At 64.8% G+C, this 19,670-nt stretch carries 22 protein-coding genes; 13 read left to right on the top strand and 9 right to left on the bottom strand.

Annotated features, from left to right (window positions below; genetic code table 11):
- Positions 1-6 precede the first annotated feature (6 nt).
- Entirely contained in the window at positions 7-234 is a 228-nt protein-coding gene (locus tag ACXAG6_RS14970; protein WP_254695308.1) for a DUF1127 domain-containing protein, read from the bottom strand.
- 160 nt (positions 235-394) lie between these two features.
- On the bottom strand, positions 395-1,012 hold the full coding sequence (locus ACXAG6_RS14975; RefSeq protein WP_475338556.1) for a hypothetical protein: 618 nt from the start codon (positions 1,010-1,012) through the stop codon (positions 395-397).
- 177 nt (positions 1,013-1,189) lie between these two features.
- On the opposite strand from ACXAG6_RS14975, the gene ACXAG6_RS14980 reads away from it, so the two are divergent.
- Complete coding sequence (locus ACXAG6_RS14980) at positions 1,190-1,312, top strand: hypothetical protein (RefSeq protein WP_475338557.1); 123 nt, start codon at positions 1,190-1,192, stop codon at positions 1,310-1,312.
- A 52-nt stretch (positions 1,313-1,364) separates the two neighbouring features.
- On the opposite strand, the gene ACXAG6_RS14985 is transcribed toward ACXAG6_RS14980, so the two are convergent.
- Both ACXAG6_RS14985 and ACXAG6_RS14990 read right to left on the bottom strand, forming a co-directional pair.
- Positions 1,365-1,802: a hypothetical protein gene (locus ACXAG6_RS14985; RefSeq protein ID WP_475338559.1), complete on the bottom strand. Its 438-nt coding sequence runs from the start codon at positions 1,800-1,802 to the stop codon at positions 1,365-1,367.
- A 94-nt stretch (positions 1,803-1,896) separates the two neighbouring features.
- Positions 1,897-2,844, bottom strand: a complete 948-nt coding sequence (locus tag ACXAG6_RS14990; RefSeq protein WP_475338560.1) for a hypothetical protein — start codon at positions 2,842-2,844, stop codon at positions 1,897-1,899.
- Positions 2,845-3,216: 372 nt separating this feature from the next.
- Here ACXAG6_RS14990 and ACXAG6_RS14995 point away from each other — a divergent pair, with 372 nt between their 5' ends.
- The 12 genes from ACXAG6_RS14995 (at position 3,217) to ACXAG6_RS15050 (ending at position 13,684) form a co-directional block, all read left to right on the top strand.
- On the top strand, positions 3,217-3,621 hold the full coding sequence (locus tag ACXAG6_RS14995; RefSeq protein WP_475338561.1) for a hypothetical protein: 405 nt from the start codon (positions 3,217-3,219) through the stop codon (positions 3,619-3,621).
- 10 nt (positions 3,622-3,631) lie between these two features.
- Complete coding sequence (locus ACXAG6_RS15000) at positions 3,632-4,387, top strand: hypothetical protein (protein ID WP_475338562.1); 756 nt, start codon at positions 3,632-3,634, stop codon at positions 4,385-4,387.
- Positions 4,388-4,439: 52 nt separating this feature from the next.
- Positions 4,440-5,489 (top strand): dihydroorotase, encoded by a 1,050-nt coding sequence (pyrC, locus tag ACXAG6_RS15005; protein WP_475338564.1) that lies wholly within the window; start codon positions 4,440-4,442, stop codon positions 5,487-5,489.
- Between the two features lie 85 nt (positions 5,490-5,574).
- A complete protein-coding gene (locus ACXAG6_RS15010; RefSeq protein WP_475338565.1) occupies positions 5,575-6,252 on the top strand; it encodes an orotate phosphoribosyltransferase in 678 nt (225 codons plus the stop codon).
- Between the two features lie 216 nt (positions 6,253-6,468).
- Positions 6,469-7,956, top strand: coding sequence for a replicative DNA helicase (locus tag ACXAG6_RS15015; protein WP_475338566.1), 1,488 nt, complete (start codon positions 6,469-6,471; stop codon positions 7,954-7,956).
- Positions 7,957-8,068: 112 nt separating this feature from the next.
- Entirely contained in the window at positions 8,069-8,851 is a 783-nt protein-coding gene (locus tag ACXAG6_RS15020) for a DUF1194 domain-containing protein (RefSeq protein ID WP_475338568.1), read from the top strand.
- A 101-nt stretch (positions 8,852-8,952) separates the two neighbouring features.
- On the top strand, positions 8,953-10,002 hold the full coding sequence (alr, locus tag ACXAG6_RS15025; RefSeq protein ID WP_475338569.1) for an alanine racemase: 1,050 nt from the start codon (positions 8,953-8,955) through the stop codon (positions 10,000-10,002).
- Positions 10,003-10,021: 19 nt separating this feature from the next.
- Positions 10,022-10,795, top strand: coding sequence for an MlaE family ABC transporter permease (locus ACXAG6_RS15030; protein WP_475339076.1), 774 nt, complete (start codon positions 10,022-10,024; stop codon positions 10,793-10,795).
- Entirely contained in the window at positions 10,792-11,550 is a 759-nt protein-coding gene (locus ACXAG6_RS15035) for an ABC transporter ATP-binding protein (protein ID WP_475338571.1), read from the top strand. Before ACXAG6_RS15030 ends, ACXAG6_RS15035 begins: the two co-directional genes overlap by 4 nt.
- A gap of 9 nt (positions 11,551-11,559) precedes the next feature.
- Entirely contained in the window at positions 11,560-12,138 is a 579-nt protein-coding gene (locus ACXAG6_RS15040) for a hypothetical protein (RefSeq protein ID WP_475338572.1), read from the top strand.
- A 157-nt stretch (positions 12,139-12,295) separates the two neighbouring features.
- Positions 12,296-13,102 carry a DNA repair protein gene (locus tag ACXAG6_RS15045; RefSeq protein WP_475338573.1) on the top strand — a complete coding sequence of 269 codons (807 nt, stop codon included), beginning with the start codon at positions 12,296-12,298 and terminating at the stop codon, positions 13,100-13,102.
- A gap of 72 nt (positions 13,103-13,174) precedes the next feature.
- Entirely contained in the window at positions 13,175-13,684 is a 510-nt protein-coding gene (locus ACXAG6_RS15050) for a paraquat-inducible protein A (RefSeq protein ID WP_475338575.1), read from the top strand.
- On the opposite strand, the gene ACXAG6_RS15055 is transcribed toward ACXAG6_RS15050, so the two are convergent.
- From ACXAG6_RS15055 to ACXAG6_RS15075, 5 genes are all read right to left on the bottom strand, one after another.
- Positions 13,664-14,791 carry a glycosyltransferase family protein gene (locus ACXAG6_RS15055; RefSeq protein ID WP_475338576.1) on the bottom strand — a complete coding sequence of 376 codons (1,128 nt, stop codon included), beginning with the start codon at positions 14,789-14,791 and terminating at the stop codon, positions 13,664-13,666. The genes ACXAG6_RS15050 and ACXAG6_RS15055 overlap by 21 nt on opposite strands.
- 121 nt (positions 14,792-14,912) lie before the next feature.
- The gene (locus ACXAG6_RS15060; RefSeq protein WP_475338577.1) at positions 14,913-16,922 is read right to left on the bottom strand and encodes an OmpA family protein; all 2,010 of its coding nucleotides are present in this window, start codon (positions 16,920-16,922) and stop codon (positions 14,913-14,915) included.
- Between the two features lie 65 nt (positions 16,923-16,987).
- Positions 16,988-18,244, bottom strand: a complete 1,257-nt coding sequence (locus ACXAG6_RS15065) for a vWA domain-containing protein (protein ID WP_475338578.1) — start codon at positions 18,242-18,244, stop codon at positions 16,988-16,990.
- A 3-nt stretch (positions 18,245-18,247) separates the two neighbouring features.
- Complete coding sequence (locus ACXAG6_RS15070; RefSeq protein ID WP_475338580.1) at positions 18,248-18,676, bottom strand: hypothetical protein; 429 nt, start codon at positions 18,674-18,676, stop codon at positions 18,248-18,250.
- A 70-nt stretch (positions 18,677-18,746) separates the two neighbouring features.
- Complete coding sequence (locus tag ACXAG6_RS15075) at positions 18,747-19,655, bottom strand: AAA family ATPase (protein WP_475338581.1); 909 nt, start codon at positions 19,653-19,655, stop codon at positions 18,747-18,749.
- Between the last annotated feature and the right edge of the window lie 15 nt (positions 19,656-19,670).

Consider the following 19,670-nt stretch of genomic DNA (forward strand, 5'->3'; position numbering starts at 1 on the left):
ACGAATTCAGACGTAGTAGATGTCGCGGAACACGTGGCGCACGATATCTTCGCGCTTCAGGCCACGGGCGGCGAGCTCTTCGTCGCTCATCGCGCTCAGGCGCGACACGGCTTTCATGCGCGGGTTTGCCTCGGCCAAAGACACGAGAGCGGAAAGAACCCGGTCAAACCCGGCTCCCACTCGCGCCATGAAGCTGGGGCGGGAATATTGAACGTCGGTTGCTTGCGTTGCCATCTGGAAACCTCCTGGAACTGTTTTTCTCATCGGCTTCCTCCCTTGCCATGCAACATAAGCCCTCAAGTGACTGATCCACCACAGACAATCCCGCATGCCCGGGTTGCGCGTGCTGCAATGCAGAGAATTTTCAGGATTTACGCCGCACCTGCGAGGAGAGCTATTGAGGCGGGGCCTTGAATATCTCAACGACCCGGTAAATATCCGGCGCCTGCCCGGCGCCGCCAGAGCCAAGGAACAGCGAAATACCAAACTCCGGCAAATAATCCAAAAACTCGACCTCCGCGGCCTTGTCCTCGTAGGCATAGGTCAAACGCACCGGAATAACCTCCACCGCGCAGTCGCCGTAAAGCACCCGGCGCCGCAGCGAGGTTTCGATCACCACCGAAAGTGACCGCTCCGCACCGCCTGCATCCCGCTCGGTGCCGCCAAGCTCCACCCGCCGCCCCTCGGCCACCGGGAAAGCCCTGCCCGGCTCCTCAAGCTGGGTGGTCACCACCGTGTCCTCCACCGGCGCGCCGTTTTCCAACGCGTGGGTCTCACGCACCAGCAAGCCGCCCGCCGAGCGCAAGAAAAAGCCGGTGTTGTCATCAAAAAGCGTGGTCTCAGTCACCTCACCCGGCGCTGGCCCCGGGCGAAAAACGGTGACGCCGCCGCTGTCGTCCCGCATGGCAATGCCGCTTGCCAGATCACCCGGCTCCGGGCATGCCGCCAACGCGGGCGCGGCCAGCAAAACCAGCGCGGCTGGAAGCGCCGAAAATCGCGTCGCAAAACCCATCTGAGATCATCCCCCGGCAGAAGTGTTACCTAAACCCTACTCCGCCGATTCCAGATGACCAAGCCACAAGGAATTCTTCATCGTTTCGTGCTAAGGTGCGGCATGTCAAAACCGGATGACCCTTCAGATCCCCAAAACCGCACAAAGGGCGATGGCCCAAGTGTCGTTTACCTGCGCATGCCGGGGCTTTCCCGGTTGCCGCCCGATGAGTGGTTTGAGGACGAAGAAGGCGAGGCCGAGATGCTTCGCGTCGAGGAGGGGCGCCTCGCGCGGCTCCGCACCCGCAGCTCACGCGGCTGACCCACCTCACAAGAACCGCAGTAGTTTCGCTTATGCACGCGCCTTCCCGGCTTTACGCCTGGGAGGCTTCCGCCTGCCGTGAGAGTCCGGCGGCAAGCCGTGCGCGGGCGGCACGGCGCTGGCCACCGTGGAGGTTGCGGATGCGGCCCAGCCGCCGCAGGTTGCGCGCCGTTGTGTGGCGCAGCGGGTGCATCATGGCCCGCCAAATCTCATCTGGTCGCCGCCCGCTCATCGCCAGCATCGCACCCGCAATGGCCGCCGCCGAAAACGCGGTGCTCTTTTCCACGAACATCCGCTGAACCTCATCGCGTCCGCGCGGCTCCAGCCCCGAGAACCCCATCACCCGGTGCGAGATGACAGAGTGGCTCTCGGCCACAAGCCATGCCGCCTGAAGCCCGGTTGCCCAAACCTCCAGCGCCAACCGCTCGGGCCTGACCTGTGAGAGCGCGGGCCATTGCGAGGCGTTGGGAGCATAAAAATTGGGATACACGGCAGGTCTCCGGGGGTTCGAAGGCCCGCCAATCGGGCCCTCGTCGTTTGCTTGAGGTCAGAGCCTTGCGCTGCCCGCCCCCCGAAATCCGGCCTCAGCGTGGCTCAAAGTCCGGCGCGAGAGAGATCTTGGGCTTGCCGCTCGTCCGCTGCGCAGGTTTCTGCTCGGCTTCGGAGGTTTCGGCCTTCGGCGCAGCCGCATTTGCCGCAGCCTTCGGAGCCTCATCAACCTTGGCCTCCGGCTTCGGCGCTTCCGCCTTCACCTCGGGCGTGGGCTTGGGTGCCTCAGCCTTCACTTCAGGCGCAGGCTTCGCAGCTTCGGCTTTCGCGGCGGGCTTGGGGGCCGCCGGCTTGGCCTTTGCAGTCACTGCCTTGGCAGGCGCCTTCCGAGCAGCGGGCTTGCGCTTTGCGGCGGGTTTCGGGGCCGCCTTGGTGGCGGGCTTCGGCGCAGCCTCAGCCGCCTTCGGCTCGGGCTTTGCCGTGGTCTTTGCGCTCGCCGGTTTGGGCGCAGCAGGCTTCGCCGTGGCCGGTTTCGGCGTCGCGGTCTTTGCTGTTGCAGCCTTCGTTGCCGCAGGTTTCGCGGCGGGAGCCTTCGCGGTGCCAGTCTTGGCAGCTGCCGTCTTCGCCGGTGCGGTCTTTGCTGCAGGAGCCTTTGCCGGTGCCGCCTTTGCCGTTGCTTTCTTCGCCGCAGGCTTTCTGGCAGGCGCTGCCTTCGCCGCAGGCTCTTTCGCGGCGGGCGCCTTGGGCGCAGTCTTGGCTGCGGCCTCCCCGCCCAGCTGCACGACTTCGCCCTTGGCCTTTGCCGCCGGGGCCGCTTTTGCCCTGGCCGCAGGTTTCACCTTGGCCGCCGGCTTGGCCTTGGCAGCAGGCTTCGGCTTTTGCGTCACCCCAAAGGGCCCTGCCAGAAGCTCCGCCGGGCTGCCCGGCCAGAAATCCATCATACCAAAGCTCGCCCGCGCGATATCAACCTGCGTCTCCACCATCGAGCTCCAGAGCACAACGCCGTTGCGCCACATGTCGATTGCAGTGATTGCATGCCTCATCGGTCTATCCTCTTTGTCCTTTCCTCTCGGGGCCTTGTGCTCCGAAAGATCGGTTGGTCCACTTTCTCGTCGGCAAGCCTGCGATGCAGACCGCCCGAAACCTGCCGTGTGCGGAAGGCTTCCCTCGCGTCCAACCTATGCGATTGCTGCACCCGCGAAAAGGCTCCATCTGGTCGCAGGGCTTATATTTTTCCTTTTTTGCATGGTTAAGGCATCAATGCACAAGCATGTAGCACCCCGAGAATGCCGCGTTGCAGCAAAAATCCGGGCGCACCCCGCCGCCCGCCTCCTCGGTCAGCTTGTCAAATCAACGGCTTACGCACATAGTGCCCGTATTGCCTTGCCGCCTTGTGCGCCAAATATGTTGATAAGATGAATATTTCCCGTCTTCTGACCGTCGCAGCGCTCGTGCTCCTCGCCCTTGCGCTCGGCTGGTTCACCCTTCGGCCCGATCCGCTTGAACAGGCGGCACTCGCCTTCGGCCTGCCCACGGGCGCTGATGCCAGTGGCAAGCCCGAAGAGACCGCCGCCGATGGGGCCATGCTACGCAGCCTCACGGTGCCCTTCACCACCCCGCCCGGACGCTACACGGAACTGCCAGATCTGATAACCGCCATTGGCCAGCGCTGCGCCGAGCTGGGCCACACGCCCGAACCGGGCCGCACCGACGACTGGCCAGTGCTGCTCTGCCGACTCGACGGCGAGGTGCTTCTCAGCGGGCGCGGCACCTGCACCGACGAGGGCTGCCGCGCCGCCCTCATCTTCTCCCATTCCTGAATGAACCGTCATGACCGACCGCGCCGACATACACCCCGACGCCAACGGCTTCCGGCGTCTCTCCTACACCTGCCGCTGTGGCTGGATCGACTGGGGTCACGCCAATGGCACCGGGGCGGCGGGCCTGCTCACCCGCCTGAAGGCAGGCCACAACGACTGGCCAGCCAACTCCAGCTCCAACATCTATCTCAACAGCTCGCCCGCCTTCCTCATCAGCTACACCCAGCGGATGGGCAACCGGCACATCCAGTTGCCGCTGAACACCCGCCAATGGATCGTCAAACGCGGCCTCTCCTCTGCGATGCTGGTGCATGTCGCCTACACCATCTTCCTCTCCGAATCGCTCGCCTTCGAGAGCTACCAGAACCGCTGGGTCTGGCGCGTGCTCACAGATTCCGGCTTCTCGGCGGAAGATCTCGTGTCCAACATGGTCGGCTTCTACCGCGCCCTGCACGGCAAGAGTGAAGCCGATATGCGCGCGCTCTGCGGCGATGTCGGCGAGGCCGAGAGCCTTGCGATCTGGGACAGCCAGGTGCCCAACGGCCTCGGCGCGATCAAGAACCGCACCACCCAGCCGATTTACTTCAGCTCCTCCGCCTGCCCCGGCTCGCAATCCTTGCCGACCGAGTTCCGCTCGCTCCAGCTCAGCCCGCACGGGATGAACTGGGTCCAGCCCCGGGGCACCTCCGTGCCGCTCGGCATCGCCGCCTCCTGGCTGCGCTACACCTACGACAGCACCGGCGACTTCCGCATTTCGCTCAACTGAGCCAGCCCGCGCGCCTCTGGTGCCCGTGCCCCGTCCGCGCTATGCCTGCGCCATGACTAAGCGCCTCACGATCCGCCGCCCCGATGATTGGCACCTGCACCTGCGCGACGGCGCGATGCTCAAAGCCGTGCTCCCCGAAACCGTCGCCCATTTCTCGCGCGCCATCATCATGCCCAACCTCGTGCCCCCCGTGGTCACGATGGCCGATGCCATGGCCTACCGCGAGCGCATCCTCGCCGCCGCGCCCGGCGTTGGCCTCTTCGAGCCGCTGATGACGCTTTACCTGACCGAAGAGACAGACCCTGAGGATGTGGCAGTCGCCCATGCCACAGGGCTGGTCAAGGCGGTAAAGCTCTATCCGGCGGGTGCCACCACCAACTCCGCCTCCGGCGTGCGCGATTTCGACAAGGTGCGCCCGGTGCTGGAGAAGATGGCCGAGATCGGCATGCCGCTCTGCATGCACGGCGAGGTTACCACCCACGACGTCGATATCTTCGACCGTGAGGCGGTGTTCATCGACACGGTGCTCGACCCGCTGCGCCGCGCCACCCCGGGCCTGCGAGTGGTGATGGAGCATATCACCACCGCCGATGCCGCCGCCTATCTGCGCGATGGTGGCGATGACCTCGGCGCCACGATCACCACGCACCACATGATGATCAACCGCAACCACATGCTCGTCGGCGGCATCCGCCCGCATTACTACTGCCTGCCGGTGGTCAAGCGCGAAAAGCACCGCGAGGCCCTTGCCGAGCTGGCCACCTCGGGCTTCGAGCGCTGCTTCCTCGGCACCGACAGCGCCCCCCACCTCGCCACCGACAAGGAAAGCCCCTGCGGCTGCGCCGGTGTGTTTTCCGCCCCAGTTACCATGAGCTGCCTTGCCGAGCTCTTCGAGGAGGCTGGCGCGCTGGACAAGCTGGAGGGCTTCACCTCGCTCAACGGCCCGGCCTTCTACCGCCTGCCCGCCAATGAAGCGTCGATCACGCTGGCCAAGGGCGACGAGCCCCTCACCTTCGCCCCGCAGATCGAAACCGAAAACGGCCCCGTCGTGGTGTTCGATCCGGGCCGCCCGCTGCACTGGCAGGTGGAGGACGAGCTCTGAACGCCCGCCCTGCCCCCCGCGTCGCGTGGGTTGCAGGCGTGGCCGTATGGATATTTATGAGCAAGAAAATGACAGGAGCCGCGCCATGATCCCCACCTCACATCCAGATGACGCCACCATCGCCCGCATTGCCGCCGGGATGTTGCTGGAAATCGAGGCGGTGCACTTCAACCAGCGCGAGCCCTTCACCTATTCCTCCGGCCTCAAGGGGCCGACCTATATCGACTGCCGCAAGCTCATCAGCTTCCCCCGTATCCGCTCCACGCTGATGGATTTTCTCGTGGTAAAGGTCATGCGCGACGCAGGCTTTGAGGCCTTCGATAACATTGCAGGCGGCGAGACGGCCGGCATCCCCTTCGCCGCCTTCGTGGCCGACCGGATGGCCCTGCCCATGAGCTACGTGCGCAAGAAGCCTAAGGGCTATGGCCGCAACGCCCGTATCGAAGGCGCGATGGCCGAGGGCGAGCGGGTGCTGCTGGTGGAGGATCTCACCACCGATGGCGGCTCCAAGATCTCCTTCGTCGATGCCATCCGCGAAACCGGCGCCACCTGCGCCCACACGGCGGTGATTTTCTACTACGGGATCTTCCCCGAAACCGAGAAGACGCTGGGCGACCACGGCGTTACCCTGCACCACCTCTGCACCTGGTGGGATGTGCTGGCCGTCGCCCGCGAGCGCGGCACTTTTGACGCCGAAACCCTCGATGGGGTGGAGGCATTTCTCAACGATCCGGCCAAGTGGCGGGAAGACAACGATAATTAATTTCAGGGGATAAAACCTGAAAAACGCCTGAGTCGCGCAGCCAAGTCCATCGCTCATCTTGCGGGAAGTCTCGCATCGACACGCGAGATATGGTAAGTCATCCTTGAGTGACACAACGCCTCACAGGGTTTCAAACCTCTTATCCACAGAGATTTCCAGATACCCGCATGGGGCGGAATCGGGCTATCACCTGCCTCCACAGGGGGATCGAGCAAAATGAACGAGATCACAGCTTTCCGGCCGGAAGGGGCGGAGGCGCCGGAGACTGCGCCGCATAACATCGAGGCCGAGCAGCAGCTGCTCGGAGCCATCCTTACCAATAACGACATCTTCGACCGTGTCGCCATGGTGGTTGGCCCCGAGCACTTCTATGACCCGCTCCATGCCCGTATCTTCGAGGTTGCCGCCTCGCGGATCGCCAAGAACCTCGCCGCCACGCCCGTTTCGCTCAAGAGCTACCTTGAGGATGAGCCGGGGCTGAAAGAGGTTGGCGGTGCCGCCTATCTGGCCAAGCTCGCCGGTGTGGCCGTGGCCAGCTTTGCCGCGCGCGACTACGCCCAGATCGTCTATGATCTCGCCATTCGCCGCGAGCTGATGGGGCTGGGCCGCGACATTGCCGCCAAGGCCTCTGACATCAACGTGGCCTCCGAGCCAAAAGACCAGATCGTCGAGGCCGAGCAGGCGCTCTACAAATTGTCCGAGCAGGGCCGCACCGAGAGCGGCTTTCAGAGCTTCCTCAAGGCCGTCACCGACGCAGTGAACGTCGCCAATGCCGCCTACCAGCGTGAGGGCGGCCTTGCCGGTATCGCCACCGGCCTTGATGACATGGACCGCAAGCTGGGCGGCCTCCACCCGTCTGACCTTTTGATCCTCGCCGGCCGTCCCTCCATGGGTAAAACCTCGCTGGCCACCAACCTCGCCTTCAACATCGCCAAAGCCTACAAGCGCGGGATGCGCCCCGATGGCACCGAGGGCGCAGTGGATGGCGGCGTTGTCGGCTTCTTCTCGCTCGAAATGAGCGCCGAGCAACTCGCCTCGCGGATTCTCTCCGAAGCCGCCGAGATCAGCAGCCACAAGATCCGTCAGGGCGATATGGACGAGGCCGAGTTCCGCCGCTTCGTCGAGGCCGCCAAGGCGCTGGAATCCTGCCCGCTCTTCATCGACGACACCGCCGCCCTGCCGATCTCACAGGTGGCAGCCCGCGCCCGCCGCCTCAAGCGCACCCACGGGCTCGACCTGATCATCGTCGACTACCTCCAGCTTCTGCGCGGCACCGCCGAAAACCGGGTGCAGGAGATCGGCGAAATTTCCATGGGCCTGAAGGCGATTGCGAAAGAGCTGAACATCCCCGTCATCGCCCTCTCCCAGCTCTCCCGCCAGGTCGAAAGCCGGGATGACAAGCGCCCGCAGCTCTCCGACCTCAGGGAATCAGGCTCTATCGAGCAGGACGCCGACGTGGTGATGTTCGTGTTCCGCGAGGAGTATTACGTGGAGCGCGAGAAGCCCTCCGACGATCAACTCGACAAGATGGCCGAATGGCAAGAGCGCATGGCCCGGCTGCACGGCAAGGCCGAGGTCATCATCGGCAAGCAGCGCCACGGCCCGATCGGCACGGTCGAACTGAGCTTCGAAAGCCAGTTCACCCGCTTCGGCAACCTCGTCCAGCCTTGGCAGCAGGGCGGCGGTGGCGTGGATCAGTTCTAGGCAGGCAAGAACCAACCGCGCCCGGTCGCAACGCCGGGCGCGGGATAAAGCCTCACTTCACGAACCCGCGCGCCCCCTTCCCCAGAATCGCCGCCTCCCGCATGATCCCCCCATGCGCGCCCTCATCCTCACCCTCGCCGCCTTCGCCGCCCCGGCCACCGCCCAGCCCATCGAAGTCGATGTCGAACTCGCCCTCATGGTCGATGTCTCCCGCTCGATGACCCCAAACGAGGTCGAGATCCAGCGGCGCGGCTATGCCGAGGCGATCTTGTCGGACGAGGTGATGACGGCAGTGCAATCGGGCCTGCTGGGCTCAATCGCCGTGACCTATGTGGAATGGGCAGGCAACTACACCCAGCGCGAGATCGTCCCCTGGACGATCATTCAAACCCCGGAAGACGCCCGCGCCTTTGCCGAGGCGCTCTCGCAAACCTTCGCCGGGGGGATGCGCCGCACCTCCATCTCCGGGGCCATCGAATATGCCGCCGACTCGATGGAGCGCAACGCCTTCACCGGCCTGCGCCGGGTGATCGACGTCTCGGGCGACGGCCCCAACAATCAGGGCACCCATGTCGAACCGGCCCGCAACGCCGCGCTGGCCAAGGGAATCGTCATCAACGGGCTGCCGCTGATGACCAACGAAGGGCTCGGCGGCACTTGGGATATCGGCGGGCTCGATCTCTATTATCGTGACTGCGTGATCGGCGGCGCCGGGTCCTTCGTCATTCCCGTGCACGAATGGAGCGAATTTGCCTCTGCCGTGCGCCGGAAGCTCGTGCTCGAAATTGCCGGCCTGCCGCCCCCCGCGCAGATCATCCGCGCCCAAGGCCATTACGATTGCCTGATCGGTGAGAAGATGTGGCAAGAGCGCCGCCGGTATTGGGACGAACCCTGAAGCGCGCCTTCGCTGCCGCCGCGCAAACAACCCGGGATCGCCGCACCGCAGCACGCTTTCCGCCTTGACGCCGCCCCCCGCCCCCCGCACAAACCGGCCTCATGGGAACCGGGCAGTTAACGATTGATCTAGACGCTATCGCGGCCAATTGGACCGCTCTCGATGCTGCGTCAGGAAGTGGCACCGAAACCGGTGCCGTGGTGAAAGCAAATGGCTATGGCCTTGGCGCGGCGCGGGTGGCACGGGCTCTGGCCCATGCAGGCGCACGGCGCTTCTTCGTGGCCCATGCCGAAGAGGGCGCGACGATTCGCAATGCGCTCGGGCGCGGCCCCGAAATCTACGTGTTTTCCGGGCATATGCGCGGCGACACCGACATGCTGAACGATCTCGACCTGATCCCGATGATCAACTCGATCGACCAGCTCACCCGCCACATCGAAGCCCTGCCCCAAGCCCCCTTCGGCATCCAGCTCGACACCGGCATGAACCGGCTCGGCATGGAGCCCGGCGAGTGGATGGCGCTGCGCGATGTGGCCGTGCCCCGCAAGCCGCGGCTTATCATGTCTCACCTCGCCTCCGCCGATGAGCCCGAGAGCCCGCAAAACCGGGCGCAGGCCAAGCTGTTCCGCGAGCTGACGGCTGGCTGTGGCATCCCCCGGAGCCTTTCCGCCACCGGCGGCATTCTGCTTGGCCCCGATTTCCACTTTGAGCTGACCCGCCCCGGCATCGGCCTTTACGGCGGCCGCCCGTTCACCGAGGCGCGCGCGGTGGCCCAGCTCGACCTGCCGGTTATCCAGTCCGGCACCGTGCTCGCGGGCGAGACCGTGGGCTACAACGCCACATGGCAGGCAGAGGTCGACACCCCCACCGCAACGGTCCAGAGCGGCTATGCCGATGGCATCCTGCGTGCGCTGACCAACAAGGGCAGCCTCTGGGCCGATGGCGTGGAATGCCCGATCCTTGGGCGCGTTTCGATGGATTCCGTGGTCGCCGATATTTCCGGCCTTGAACGTGTGCCCCACGAGCTTTCGCTGCTCTGCCCCGAGCAGGGCGTGGATGCGGTGGCCGATGACGCGGGCACCATCGGCTACGAGATCCTCACCTCCCTCGGCTCGCGCTACGCCCGCCGTTACGCCGGCCGGGCGGGCTGACAGGCCCTTGGCCACCGTCCTGCACCCCCTCGCACTGATCGGCCGCAACACCCTTGCCCTCGTGGCCGCCATCGGGCGCGTGGCGATGTTTCTCGGCAGCACCCTCAGCCACATGGTCCGCCCGCCCTTCTACCTGAAGGAACTCTGGCAAGCCATTCTGAATGTGGGATATTTCTCGCTTCCCGTCGTTGGCCTCACAGCCATCTTCACCGGTGGCGCGCTGGCCCTGCAAATCTACTCCGGCGGCTCCCGCTTCAACGCAGAGGCGGTGGTGCCCCAGATCGTCGCCATCGGCATGGTGCGCGAACTCGGCCCCGTGCTGGTGGGCCTAATGATCGCCGCCCGCGTCACCTCCTCCGTCGCCGCCGAGATCGCCACGATGAAGGTGACCGAGCAGATCGACGCGCTCGTCACCCTCTCCACCCACCCGATGAAGTATCTCACCGTCCCCCGCGTTCTGGCCGCCCTCATCACCGTGCCCGCGCTGGTGGCCGTGGGCGACGTGATCGGCGTCATGGGCGGCTTCCTCGTCGCCACCGAGCGGCTCGGCTTCAACCCCGCCGCCTACCTGCAAAACACATGGAACTTCCTTGAGGCGCTCGACATCATCTCCAGCCTCGTCAAGGGCGCCGCCTTCGGCTTCATCGCGGCGCTGATGGGCTGCTACTACGGCATGAACTCCGGCAGAGGTGCGCAGGGCGTAGGCCGCGCCACCAAGCTCTCGGTGGTCGCCGCTGCCGTGCTGATCCTCGCCGCCAACTTTCTGCTCACACAGGCGTTCTTCTCTGTATGATCGAGCTGAGCAAGGTCCATAAGTCCTTCGGAACCAAGGATGTTCTGCGCGGCGTCGATCTGTCGGTCGGCAAGGGCCGCTCCATGGTCATCATCGGCGGCTCGGGCACTGGCAAGTCGGTAACGCTTAAGTGCATCCTCGGTCTCGTCGCGCCCGATCAGGGCAGCATCACCGTCGATGGCAGCCCCGTGGCCTCCGCCCGATCCGCCGCCGCCCGCGAGGCCTTCCTCGCCCGCTTCGGCATGCTCTTCCAAGGCGGCGCGCTGTTCGATTCGCTCCCGGTCTGGCAAAACGTCGCCTTTCGCCTGCTGCGTGGGGCGCTCAAACGCCCCAAGGCCGAGGCCCGGGAGATCGCCATCGAAAAGCTCCGCCGCACCGGCCTCGGCCCGGAAACCGCCGATCTCTACCCCGGCGAACTCTCCGGCGGCATGCAAAAGCGCGTCGGCCTCGCCCGCGCCATCGCCGCCGAGCCCGAGATCATCTTTTTCGATGAGCCAACCACCGGGCTCGACCCGATCATGGCCGGCGTCATCAACGAGCTGATCCGCGAAATCGTGGTCGAGATGGGCGCCACCGCCGTCACCATCACCCATGATATGACCTCCGTGCGCGCCATCGCCGACGATGTCGCCATGCTCCACGCCGGCAAGATACGCTGGACAGGCCCGGTCGCCGAAATGGACGCTGCGTCAGACCCTTACCTGACGCAGTTCATTACCGGCAGCGCCGAAGGCCCGATCGAAACGCTGAGGTAATCGCCCGCCATGGAAGCCATCGCCGAAGTCATCCTCGCCATCGTCGCCGCCTTCCTCGAACTCCTCGTTCACCTTGCGGCCATCACCATGTCGCTCGGCTGGGCGGCCCGCCATGCGCGCGGCGTCATGCGTGTGGCCCTTGCCATCACCACTCTCGCCGCCGCTTGGCTCTTTGCGGGTGTCTCCACCCCGCTCTGGGCCAGCCCCTCCATCGCCCTCTCCGGCGCCTTTTCCTTCACCGTGCTCGCCACCTGCGTTGTCGTGATGCTCTTCGGAATCGCGCTCTCCATCGCCGCCCACCGGGTAACAGAGCCCGAAGCGCCCGCAAAACCCGGCCCCGTGGCCAAGCATCCAGACCTCTCTGGGGTCGTGCTCTACGGCTTCGCCATCCTCATCGTTGCAGGCCTCGTGGCCGTCTTGCTCACCCAAAGCCACCGCAGCACCCTGCGTGAGCGCCTCTGCGACGCCGCCGAGGGCCGAATCTCCGAAAGCTGGAAAGACCGGGGCAGCCGCGCCCTCGATCTGTCCGAAGCCCTGCTGAAAAAAGACCTCCGCGCCAAGCTCCCCTGCCTCGATGAGGCCGGTTAACGCCCATTGTTTCAGCTGCGGCGACAATCCCGCGCCCTTTTCAACAACTGTCCAGACAGAAACCGATTAACCGAATCCGAATCCTTCGCTAGGTTGAACGGGCTGGGATTTTTGTTGCGGCTCAACTGTTTGAGCCACAAAGCTGATGGGGGATACGATGACTGCCACAAACGAGACGCCCGCAGACCGTCTTTTTCAGGCGCTGAGGGCGCTGTCTCTTACCGCCTTCGGTGCCATCGCCATAGGCCTCATCGGCGCAACCCTGCTTGCGGCCTTCAAGGTGCTGCCCTGGCTGGAAGCCTCGCTGACCTTCGGCGAAACCACCTATGACAACGCAGGCATCTGGATCCAATCCGGCCTTACCCTCTTTGCCCTCGCCCTCTGCGCCTTCCTGCCGGCCAACCGGCACATTCTGGCGCTGCAAAAGAGCCACCGCGACTTTCACCTCTCGATGGATGACATCGCCCGCGCCTATGCCACCTGCCACGCCGCAGACCGGGAAGGCGCCTTTTCCATGTCCTCCGAGTTCGACGCCGTGCGCGAGCGTATGGCCTTCATGCGCAACCACCCCGACCTGCGCGGGCTGGAGCCGGGCGTGCTCGAAGTCGCCGCCCAGATGAGCGAGGTTTCCCGTGATCTCGCCGCCGTCTACTCCGACGAGAAGATGACCCGCGCAACCACCTTCCTGCGTCAGCGACAGGAAGAGATAGATGCCTTCTCCGACAGGCTGAAACTGGCGCAGAAGACCACCGACGAGATCAAGCGCTGGAGCCAGCAAATCAACGTCGAAGAGAGCATTCAGGCCACCCAGCTTGCCCAGCTGGAGCAAGATCTGCTGGAGCTTCTGCCCGAGCTTGGCTTCGACGTCGAAGAAGAGGCCCTGCCGCCCGCTCACCCCGATGAGCGCAAGGTTGTGCCCATGGCCACCAAGCCACAAAGCGCAAAGGCCAAACCCGCCGAATAGCACCAGCGGGTTCACAAGCCTCCTGCCAACCCCTATCTGAAGACTAGACCGCAACCGCCAAAGGCAGGCCCCTTGCAGCTCGCCCTCAAGCTCGCCAACCTATCGCTCCTCCTGCTCTTCCCGCTGGCATGGTTCGCACCGCTCCTGCGCGCGGGGCTGCTGCCGCTGTTCGGGCTGTCCGAAATCTCCGTCATTTCCGGCCTTCAGGAGCTCTGGGGCAAGGACGTGTTCCTTGCTCTGCTGGTCACAGCCTTCGCCCTCTTCGCCCCCTACCTCAAAACCATCGGCCTCGCGCTGCTGCACTTCGGGCTGATGCGCCGCAAGGTGCTGCCCGCGCTGCACCTGCTCGGCAAGCTGGCCATGGCCGATATCTTCCTGATCGCGCTCTACATCGTCGTGGCCAAGGGCATTGGCGTGGGCCGGGTGGAGGTGGCATGGGGACTCTACCTCTTCACCGCCTGCATCCTCGCCTCCATCGGCATCTCATGGGCCACCGAACGCAGCCGCAAGCGCCTGCCGCCCCCCGGCCCGCCCCTGCAACCCAGTGCCGAGGCGCTTTCCCTAAGCCCCACCTCCGACTGAGGTAGCCAACCCGACCCGCCGCCAGAGCGCCTCTGTCTCGATGTCCTTCACGAGGCTCTCGGCATCGGCAATCCGCTGGCCCTTCCAGCCGGTGCTGATCTGGGCGCAATGCATAAAGCGATGCGACGCCGACATCGCAACGCGGTTAAAGAGATAGCCGGCCACGCCATGCACATCCCAGCCAAACCGCGCAAGCGGACTGCCTCGGGTGATGCACCACTTCTCCTTGCTGTAGGTCTCCGGATCGCGCCGCCAGATATGATCCCCATGCATCGGCAGCTCGCCAGCCGCGTCCACAGCATAGCGCCAATGGCACCGCGCTGTAGCATACCCCAGCCACGAACGCTCCGCCTGCTCAACCAGCGTCCCTGCGCCATCGGCGGCCACAAGCATTTCGTCCACATCGCACCAGATGATGCCACGCGCGTGGGGAAAATACCGGTGCCGGATGGTGTTGATGATCCCGAGCTGCAAGAACAGCGCTATACCTCGCGGCGGCTTCGCGGCCATCGGCCCATAGGGCACATCGACGCCCACCACCGTCGCCCCGCTCAGGCCCTCAACGCTTGCAAGACAGGTCCGAATGTCGTCCAGCCCATACTCCGTACTGCCATTATCGAAAAACAGCACATGCTCCACCCCGGCAGACGCAACATAATGCGCCGCCCAATCTCGCACCCATGGCAGCGGGTTGTTCCTCGACAGCGTAGACAGCACCACCTTTCCGGCAAACGCCTCGTCAGGCATTGCCACCGAGATCGAAAGCTCCTCGCCGCCAAGCAACACCGAAAGCCGCGAAGGGCACGCCCGCGCGCGAACCCACAGTTCGTCATGGCGGCGATATCTGCGCAGCGCGGTCACCGGATGCACGCCCAACTCCGAGCGAAACGTCGCCCCGCGCATTATCCCCGCAAGGTTCAGCAGCTTCGGGCAAACAAGCACGATCCGCCCGCGCTCTGGCAAAAAGGTTGCGCTATAGGCCAGCGTTGAAAAATCGTAGCGCTCGGCGAAATTCGCAGGCTGCGCGGCGGGGCGAAGCAGCGGCCTGCGCTGCACCGGGGCATCCTCGGGCAGCCGCAGGGGCTCCAATGTCAGGGTCTCGAACATGCCCCCGCATAGCGCGCGCGCCCTCGCCGTGCCAGCAAAGACCGCACCACTCTAGCGCGCATAAAAAGAGACGGGCCCGCAAAGGCCCGCCTCTCTACTCGTTAACCAAAGGGTTCTGGTATTACGATCCGCTGGCGATCAGCGGGGTGATCCGGCGCACGGCGGCACGACGGTTGGCGCGCTCCCCCTCCAGCGTGCGGATCTTGAGGTCGCCTTCGCCGTAGCCCTGCACCACAAGGTTTTCGGGCGGCACGTCAAAGTACTCGGTCAGCGCCAAGGCCACACTCTCCGCACGACGGTCCGACAGGGCCAGATTGTAGGCCGCATTGCCAACCGCGTCGGTGTGACCTTCCACAAGGAACACCTCACCGGGATTTTCCTCCACATAGGCAGCAATAAGGTTGCCCAGCTCGCTAAGCTCTTCGGCTTCCTGCGGATCAATCACAGCCGATCCGGTGCGGAAGTTGATCGCGTCCAGATCAACCGCCGGCGCCAGCTTGCGCACCCGCTCAATGTTACGCACCTGGTAGAGCGCAAAGCGGCGGTCGGCCACGCTCTTGGTCGACAGCGCAGCGCGGAGTGCATCGGCGTCCGAGTTGGCATCCACCTCCTCATATTCCACCGGATCAGGCAGCGCGGCCACATCCACCGGGTCAACACTGGCAGTGTCGTCAATCAGCACCGTCTGGTTGCCCTCTGCATCCACCCGGACGCGGCGCAGCACGCGCAACTCGGCGTCGCGGATGGTGATAATCTGCACACCGCTCTCGCGGGTCACGATGGTGCGGGTGGAGCCATCTTCAAAGGTCTCACGGCGCACGGTCGAGCCGGGGCGTTCGATCAGCTCATTGTCGTCACGGATCACCCGGTAGCGGCCATCTTCCAGCACAACCACACGGTCGTCGGATTTGGTGACAACCTGAGCCTTGTCGTTGCCCTTCAGAGCTTCGCCAACGACCACGGCACCAAGGCCAACCACAAGCGCCTTCTCAAGGTCGCTCAGGCCACCGTCATCATTGCCAGCGTCGCCATTGCCGCTCGCGGCACCTGTTACCTTGTCGAGAAACTCCTCCGAGCTCGACCGGGCGGTCTCTTCCGTCACCGTGGTCTCTTCAACCTCGGCCACTTCCGCATCGCTCTCCGACGCGGCAGAGGCCTTCGGGGCTTCCGTCTCTGCGGCAGCGGCCTGTGCTTTCGGGTCAGCTTCTTCTGCCGATTGCGCTTCAATCCGCTTGGCGGCCTCTTCCAGAACGCCGGTAATCGCGGGGTTGGCTGCAGCATCGGCCTCCGCCTCGGCTTCCGCCTCAACCGTCATCTTGGCTTCGGGCTCGGCCTCAGCATCGGTGGCAATGTCTTCCTCAGCCGTGGCTTCGGCGCCTGCGGCGACATCGGATTCCGCTTCAGCCGCCTCATCGCCACCCGTCAACTCACCCAGAGCCTCGGCAAGGTCGCCCTCGCCGCCTTCAGCTTCAACCTCTGCTTCGGCAGTGGCTTCGCCTTCCGCTTCCGGCGCGACGGCCTCAGCCTCCACGGCCACTTCGGGCGCAGCCTCAACCTCGGCCTCCGCAGCGTCTTCTCCGCCACCCGTCACGGCATCCAGCGCGCCCTCCAGCAGACCCGGCTCTTCAGCCTCAGCCTCTGCGGCAGCCTCCGGCTCCGCCTCAGCCTCAGCCCCTGCGGTCGCCTCAGGCTCAGGCGCAGGTTCCGCCTCAGCCGTCTCATCTCCATTGCCGGTCACAGCCTTCAGAGCGCCCTCAAGCAGGCCGGGCTCCTCGGCTTCGGCCTCCGCCGTCGCTTCGCCCGTCGCTTCGGCTTCGCTCGGCTCGGCCTCCATGGCGGTCACTGCATCCGCCTCGCTGACGCCCATCTCCTGCAACTCCGCCATCGTCATGCAAAGTGCGCGTTCGCCGCCGAAGGTGCTGACAACCAGCGCATCCGCCGTGGCCTCGCCATCCAGCGCCGCCTTTTGTTCGTCGCTTAACGTAAGCTGAAGCTCATCGGCCGCATCGGCGCTGATGCCGATAGTGCCAGCCTCGCAGCGGTCAACAACCTGCTGGGCCGGGGCAACTGCCGGAAGTGCAAGGGAAAATGCGGCCACAAGGGCCGTCGTGTTTCGGATCTTCGCAGACATGACTGCTGCTCCTCCAATGTGTATTTCTTGGGCCTACAACGCGGCCCTACACCATCGGGTTCCGCTCAGGCCGCGTGGAGCATCTGCATGAGTCGCGCTTTTTCGCCGCCGCCGTCTTCGCGCGAAAGCGCCTGCGCGAGCGCCTCAAGCGAGGCGATGTTATGCCCGGCGCGAAAGCTGGAGACATGAGGCAGCATCGCCGCAATCCCCGCCGCCTTGGGGGCAAAACCATCCCAGCGCAGCAACGGGTTCACCCAGATCAGCCGCCGGGCCGAAAGCCCAAGCCGCTCCACCTCGCGTGCCAGCCGGTCCGGTGCGCCCCGGTCCAGCCCGTCGGTGATCAGCAGCACCACCGCCCCACGAGACAGCACCCGCCGCGACCAATCGCGATTGAAAGCATGCAGACAGTCACCAATCCGCGTGCCCCCCTCCCAATCCTGCGCCTCGGCACCGGCGGCGGCCAGCGCGGCGTCTACATCGCGGGTCGCAAGGTGGCGGGTGATGTTGGTGAGCCGTGTGCCAAAGGTGAAGCCATGCACCCGCGCCCATCCGGCGCCCTTGGCATTGGCGGCAGCATGGAGAAAATGCAGCACGATGCGGCTGTATTGGCTCATCGAGCCGGAAATATCGCAAAGCGCCACCAGATCGGGCCAGCGCTGCACCCGCTCCTTGGTCGCAAACTGATGGATCTCGCCGCCCCGCCGAAGGGCCACCCGCATCGTCGCGCGCCAGTCAGCCACCCGGCCCCGCGCATCGGCCTTCGTGCGGCGGCTGACCAAGGGGCGCACGGGCAGCTCGATCCGGGCGATAATGCGCTTGGCCTCGGCCACCTCCGCCGTGCTCATCTGCTCGAAGTCGAGGGTCTTCAGCCGCTCCTCACCGCTCGCCGTGGCAGAAGCGTCAATCTCGATCTCCTCGCCTTCGGCTTCCGGCACCTCAGGAGCCTCTTGCTCCACCCCGTCCAGCAGCGCCTCAGCGGCCCGCTTCTCCGCTGCCTCCGCCGCCTTCTCCTCCTGCACGCCCCGCACCGATGGCAGCATCAGGCTCATCATATGCTCCATGTAGCGCGGATCGCGCCAATAGAGCCGAAAGATCTGTGCGAAAACAGCGCGTTGCTCGGGCCGATTGACGAAACAGGCCTGCAGCGCGTGGAAAAAGTCGGCACGGCTCGTAAATCCCGCCGCCTCCACGGCCCGCACCGCGTCAATCACGCGGCCCGGGCCAATTGGCAGCCCCGCCTTCCGAAGCGCCCGCGCAAACCAGGTGATGTTCTCAACCAGCCTGGGATGCTCGGGGATCTGAAGGTCGGGGAGTTCAGCCATCGCCTACCAGGTCATCGCCTGCGTGACGTTCATCCAGACGTAATAGTTCACCCGCATCAGCGAGCGGTTGTTTTCAGGGATAGCCTCGATCCGGGGCTGGCGCAAATAGGCCTCTTTCACCCGCACCGGGTCATTCCCATAGCCCGCCACGCCAATCGCCAGAAAGCGCCGCCAGCGCGGCTCCAGCCCAAGGTCGATGGTGCGCGGCTCTTCCACCCCGATCACCAGAAGCACGCCGGTGATTGCGCCGGGCACGAGGCATTGATCGTCGGTCTCGGTGGGCGGATTCATGAGCGTGTTGATCACCCGCTCCCGATGATACTCGTGATACTGCTGCCGCGCCTGATGCATGACAGCCCGGTTCACCTGGCTCTGCATGAAGTTGGCAAACATATCCACGGCACCGCCAACGGCCTTACCTTCAATCCCCATTATATCACTCCTGTTTCAATCACTTGCACGCCAGATACACGGCGCTTGTGACAGAGAAGTTTCATATAGATCAGGCCGGTGCAAGCTCGGCCCGCACTTCCTCCAGAAGCCGCGAAGCCTCGCCGCTCTGCAACTTGGCGATGTCGTCCTGATACTTAAGGATCGCCCCGATGGTGTCGGCAATGGTCTCCGGGCTGATGGTCAGTACGTCGAGCGCGAGCAGGCACTTGGCCCAGTCGATGGTTTCGGCCACACCCGGCTTCTTGAACAGGTCTTCGGTCCGCAGCTTCTGCACGAAGGCCACGATCTCGCGGCTCAGCGCTTCGGCGGCCTCCGGCGCGCGGGCATGGAGGATTTCCAGCTCCCGGTCAAAATTCGGGTAATCGACCCAATGATAGAGGCACCGCCGCTTCAACGCGTCATGCACCTCCCGCGTGCGGTTGGAGGTGAGGATCACGATGGGCGGCTCAGGCGCGGCGATGGTGCCAAGCTCTGGGATCGTCACCTGAAAATCGCTCAGCGCTTCCAGCAGAAAGGCCTCAAACGGCTCATCCGTGCGGTCCAGCTCGTCGATCAGCAGCACCGGCGCCCCACCGGGCTGCGGGCGCATCGCCTCCAGCAGCGGCCGCGCAATGAGGTACTCTTCGGTGAAGAGTTCGCTCTTCAGCGCATCCCGGTCCGCCCCGCCGCTCGCCTCGGCGGTGCGAATGGCAATCATCTGCTCGGCAAAGTTCCATTCATAAACCGCGCTGGAAGCATCCAACCCTTCGTAACACTGCAACCGGATTAGCCTGCGGCCCAGCGCGGCGGCAATCGCCTTGGCAATCTCGGTCTTGCCCACGCCCGCCTCGCCTTCAAGGAACAGCGGCCGCCCCAGCTTCAGGCTCAAGAACACCACCGTCGCCAGCGCCCGCCCGCACACGTAGCCCTCTTCGCCCAGCGCCGTCTGCACCTCGTCGATGGAATTCATTGCTTTCATACGGGCCAGTCCTCC

The sequence above is a fragment of the Vannielia sp. ABF1_015 genome (genome assembly GCF_056160745.1).

What these genes read in the sequence shown, in the direction of transcription:
- ACXAG6_RS14970 (WP_254695308.1), bottom strand. Translation starts at nt 234, where the DNA reads ATGGCAACGCAAGCAACCGACGTTCAATATTCCCGCCCCAGCTTCATG.
- ACXAG6_RS14975 (WP_475338556.1), bottom strand. Translation starts at nt 1,012, where the DNA reads ATGGGTTTTGCGACGCGATTTTCGGCGCTTCCAGCCGCGCTGGTTTTG.
- ACXAG6_RS14980 (WP_475338557.1), top strand. Translation starts at nt 1,190, where the DNA reads ATGCCGGGGCTTTCCCGGTTGCCGCCCGATGAGTGGTTTGAGGACGAA.
- ACXAG6_RS14990 (WP_475338560.1), bottom strand. Translation starts at nt 2,844, where the DNA reads ATGAGGCATGCAATCACTGCAATCGACATGTGGCGCAACGGCGTTGTG.
- ACXAG6_RS14995 (WP_475338561.1), top strand. Translation starts at nt 3,217, where the DNA reads ATGAATATTTCCCGTCTTCTGACCGTCGCAGCGCTCGTGCTCCTCGCC.
- ACXAG6_RS15000 (WP_475338562.1), top strand. Translation starts at nt 3,632, where the DNA reads ATGACCGACCGCGCCGACATACACCCCGACGCCAACGGCTTCCGGCGT.
- pyrC (WP_475338564.1), top strand. Translation starts at nt 4,440, where the DNA reads ATGACTAAGCGCCTCACGATCCGCCGCCCCGATGATTGGCACCTGCAC.
- ACXAG6_RS15010 (WP_475338565.1), top strand. Translation starts at nt 5,575, where the DNA reads ATGATCCCCACCTCACATCCAGATGACGCCACCATCGCCCGCATTGCC.
- ACXAG6_RS15015 (WP_475338566.1), top strand. Translation starts at nt 6,469, where the DNA reads ATGAACGAGATCACAGCTTTCCGGCCGGAAGGGGCGGAGGCGCCGGAG.
- ACXAG6_RS15020 (WP_475338568.1), top strand. Translation starts at nt 8,069, where the DNA reads ATGCGCGCCCTCATCCTCACCCTCGCCGCCTTCGCCGCCCCGGCCACC.
- alr (WP_475338569.1), top strand. Translation starts at nt 8,953, where the DNA reads ATGGGAACCGGGCAGTTAACGATTGATCTAGACGCTATCGCGGCCAAT.
- ACXAG6_RS15035 (WP_475338571.1), top strand. Translation starts at nt 10,792, where the DNA reads ATGATCGAGCTGAGCAAGGTCCATAAGTCCTTCGGAACCAAGGATGTT.
- ACXAG6_RS15040 (WP_475338572.1), top strand. Translation starts at nt 11,560, where the DNA reads ATGGAAGCCATCGCCGAAGTCATCCTCGCCATCGTCGCCGCCTTCCTC.
- ACXAG6_RS15045 (WP_475338573.1), top strand. Translation starts at nt 12,296, where the DNA reads ATGACTGCCACAAACGAGACGCCCGCAGACCGTCTTTTTCAGGCGCTG.
- ACXAG6_RS15055 (WP_475338576.1), bottom strand. Translation starts at nt 14,791, where the DNA reads ATGTTCGAGACCCTGACATTGGAGCCCCTGCGGCTGCCCGAGGATGCC.
- ACXAG6_RS15060 (WP_475338577.1), bottom strand. Translation starts at nt 16,922, where the DNA reads ATGTCTGCGAAGATCCGAAACACGACGGCCCTTGTGGCCGCATTTTCC.
- ACXAG6_RS15065 (WP_475338578.1), bottom strand. Translation starts at nt 18,244, where the DNA reads ATGGCTGAACTCCCCGACCTTCAGATCCCCGAGCATCCCAGGCTGGTT.
- ACXAG6_RS15070 (WP_475338580.1), bottom strand. Translation starts at nt 18,676, where the DNA reads ATGGGGATTGAAGGTAAGGCCGTTGGCGGTGCCGTGGATATGTTTGCC.
- ACXAG6_RS15075 (WP_475338581.1), bottom strand. Translation starts at nt 19,655, where the DNA reads ATGAAAGCAATGAATTCCATCGACGAGGTGCAGACGGCGCTGGGCGAA.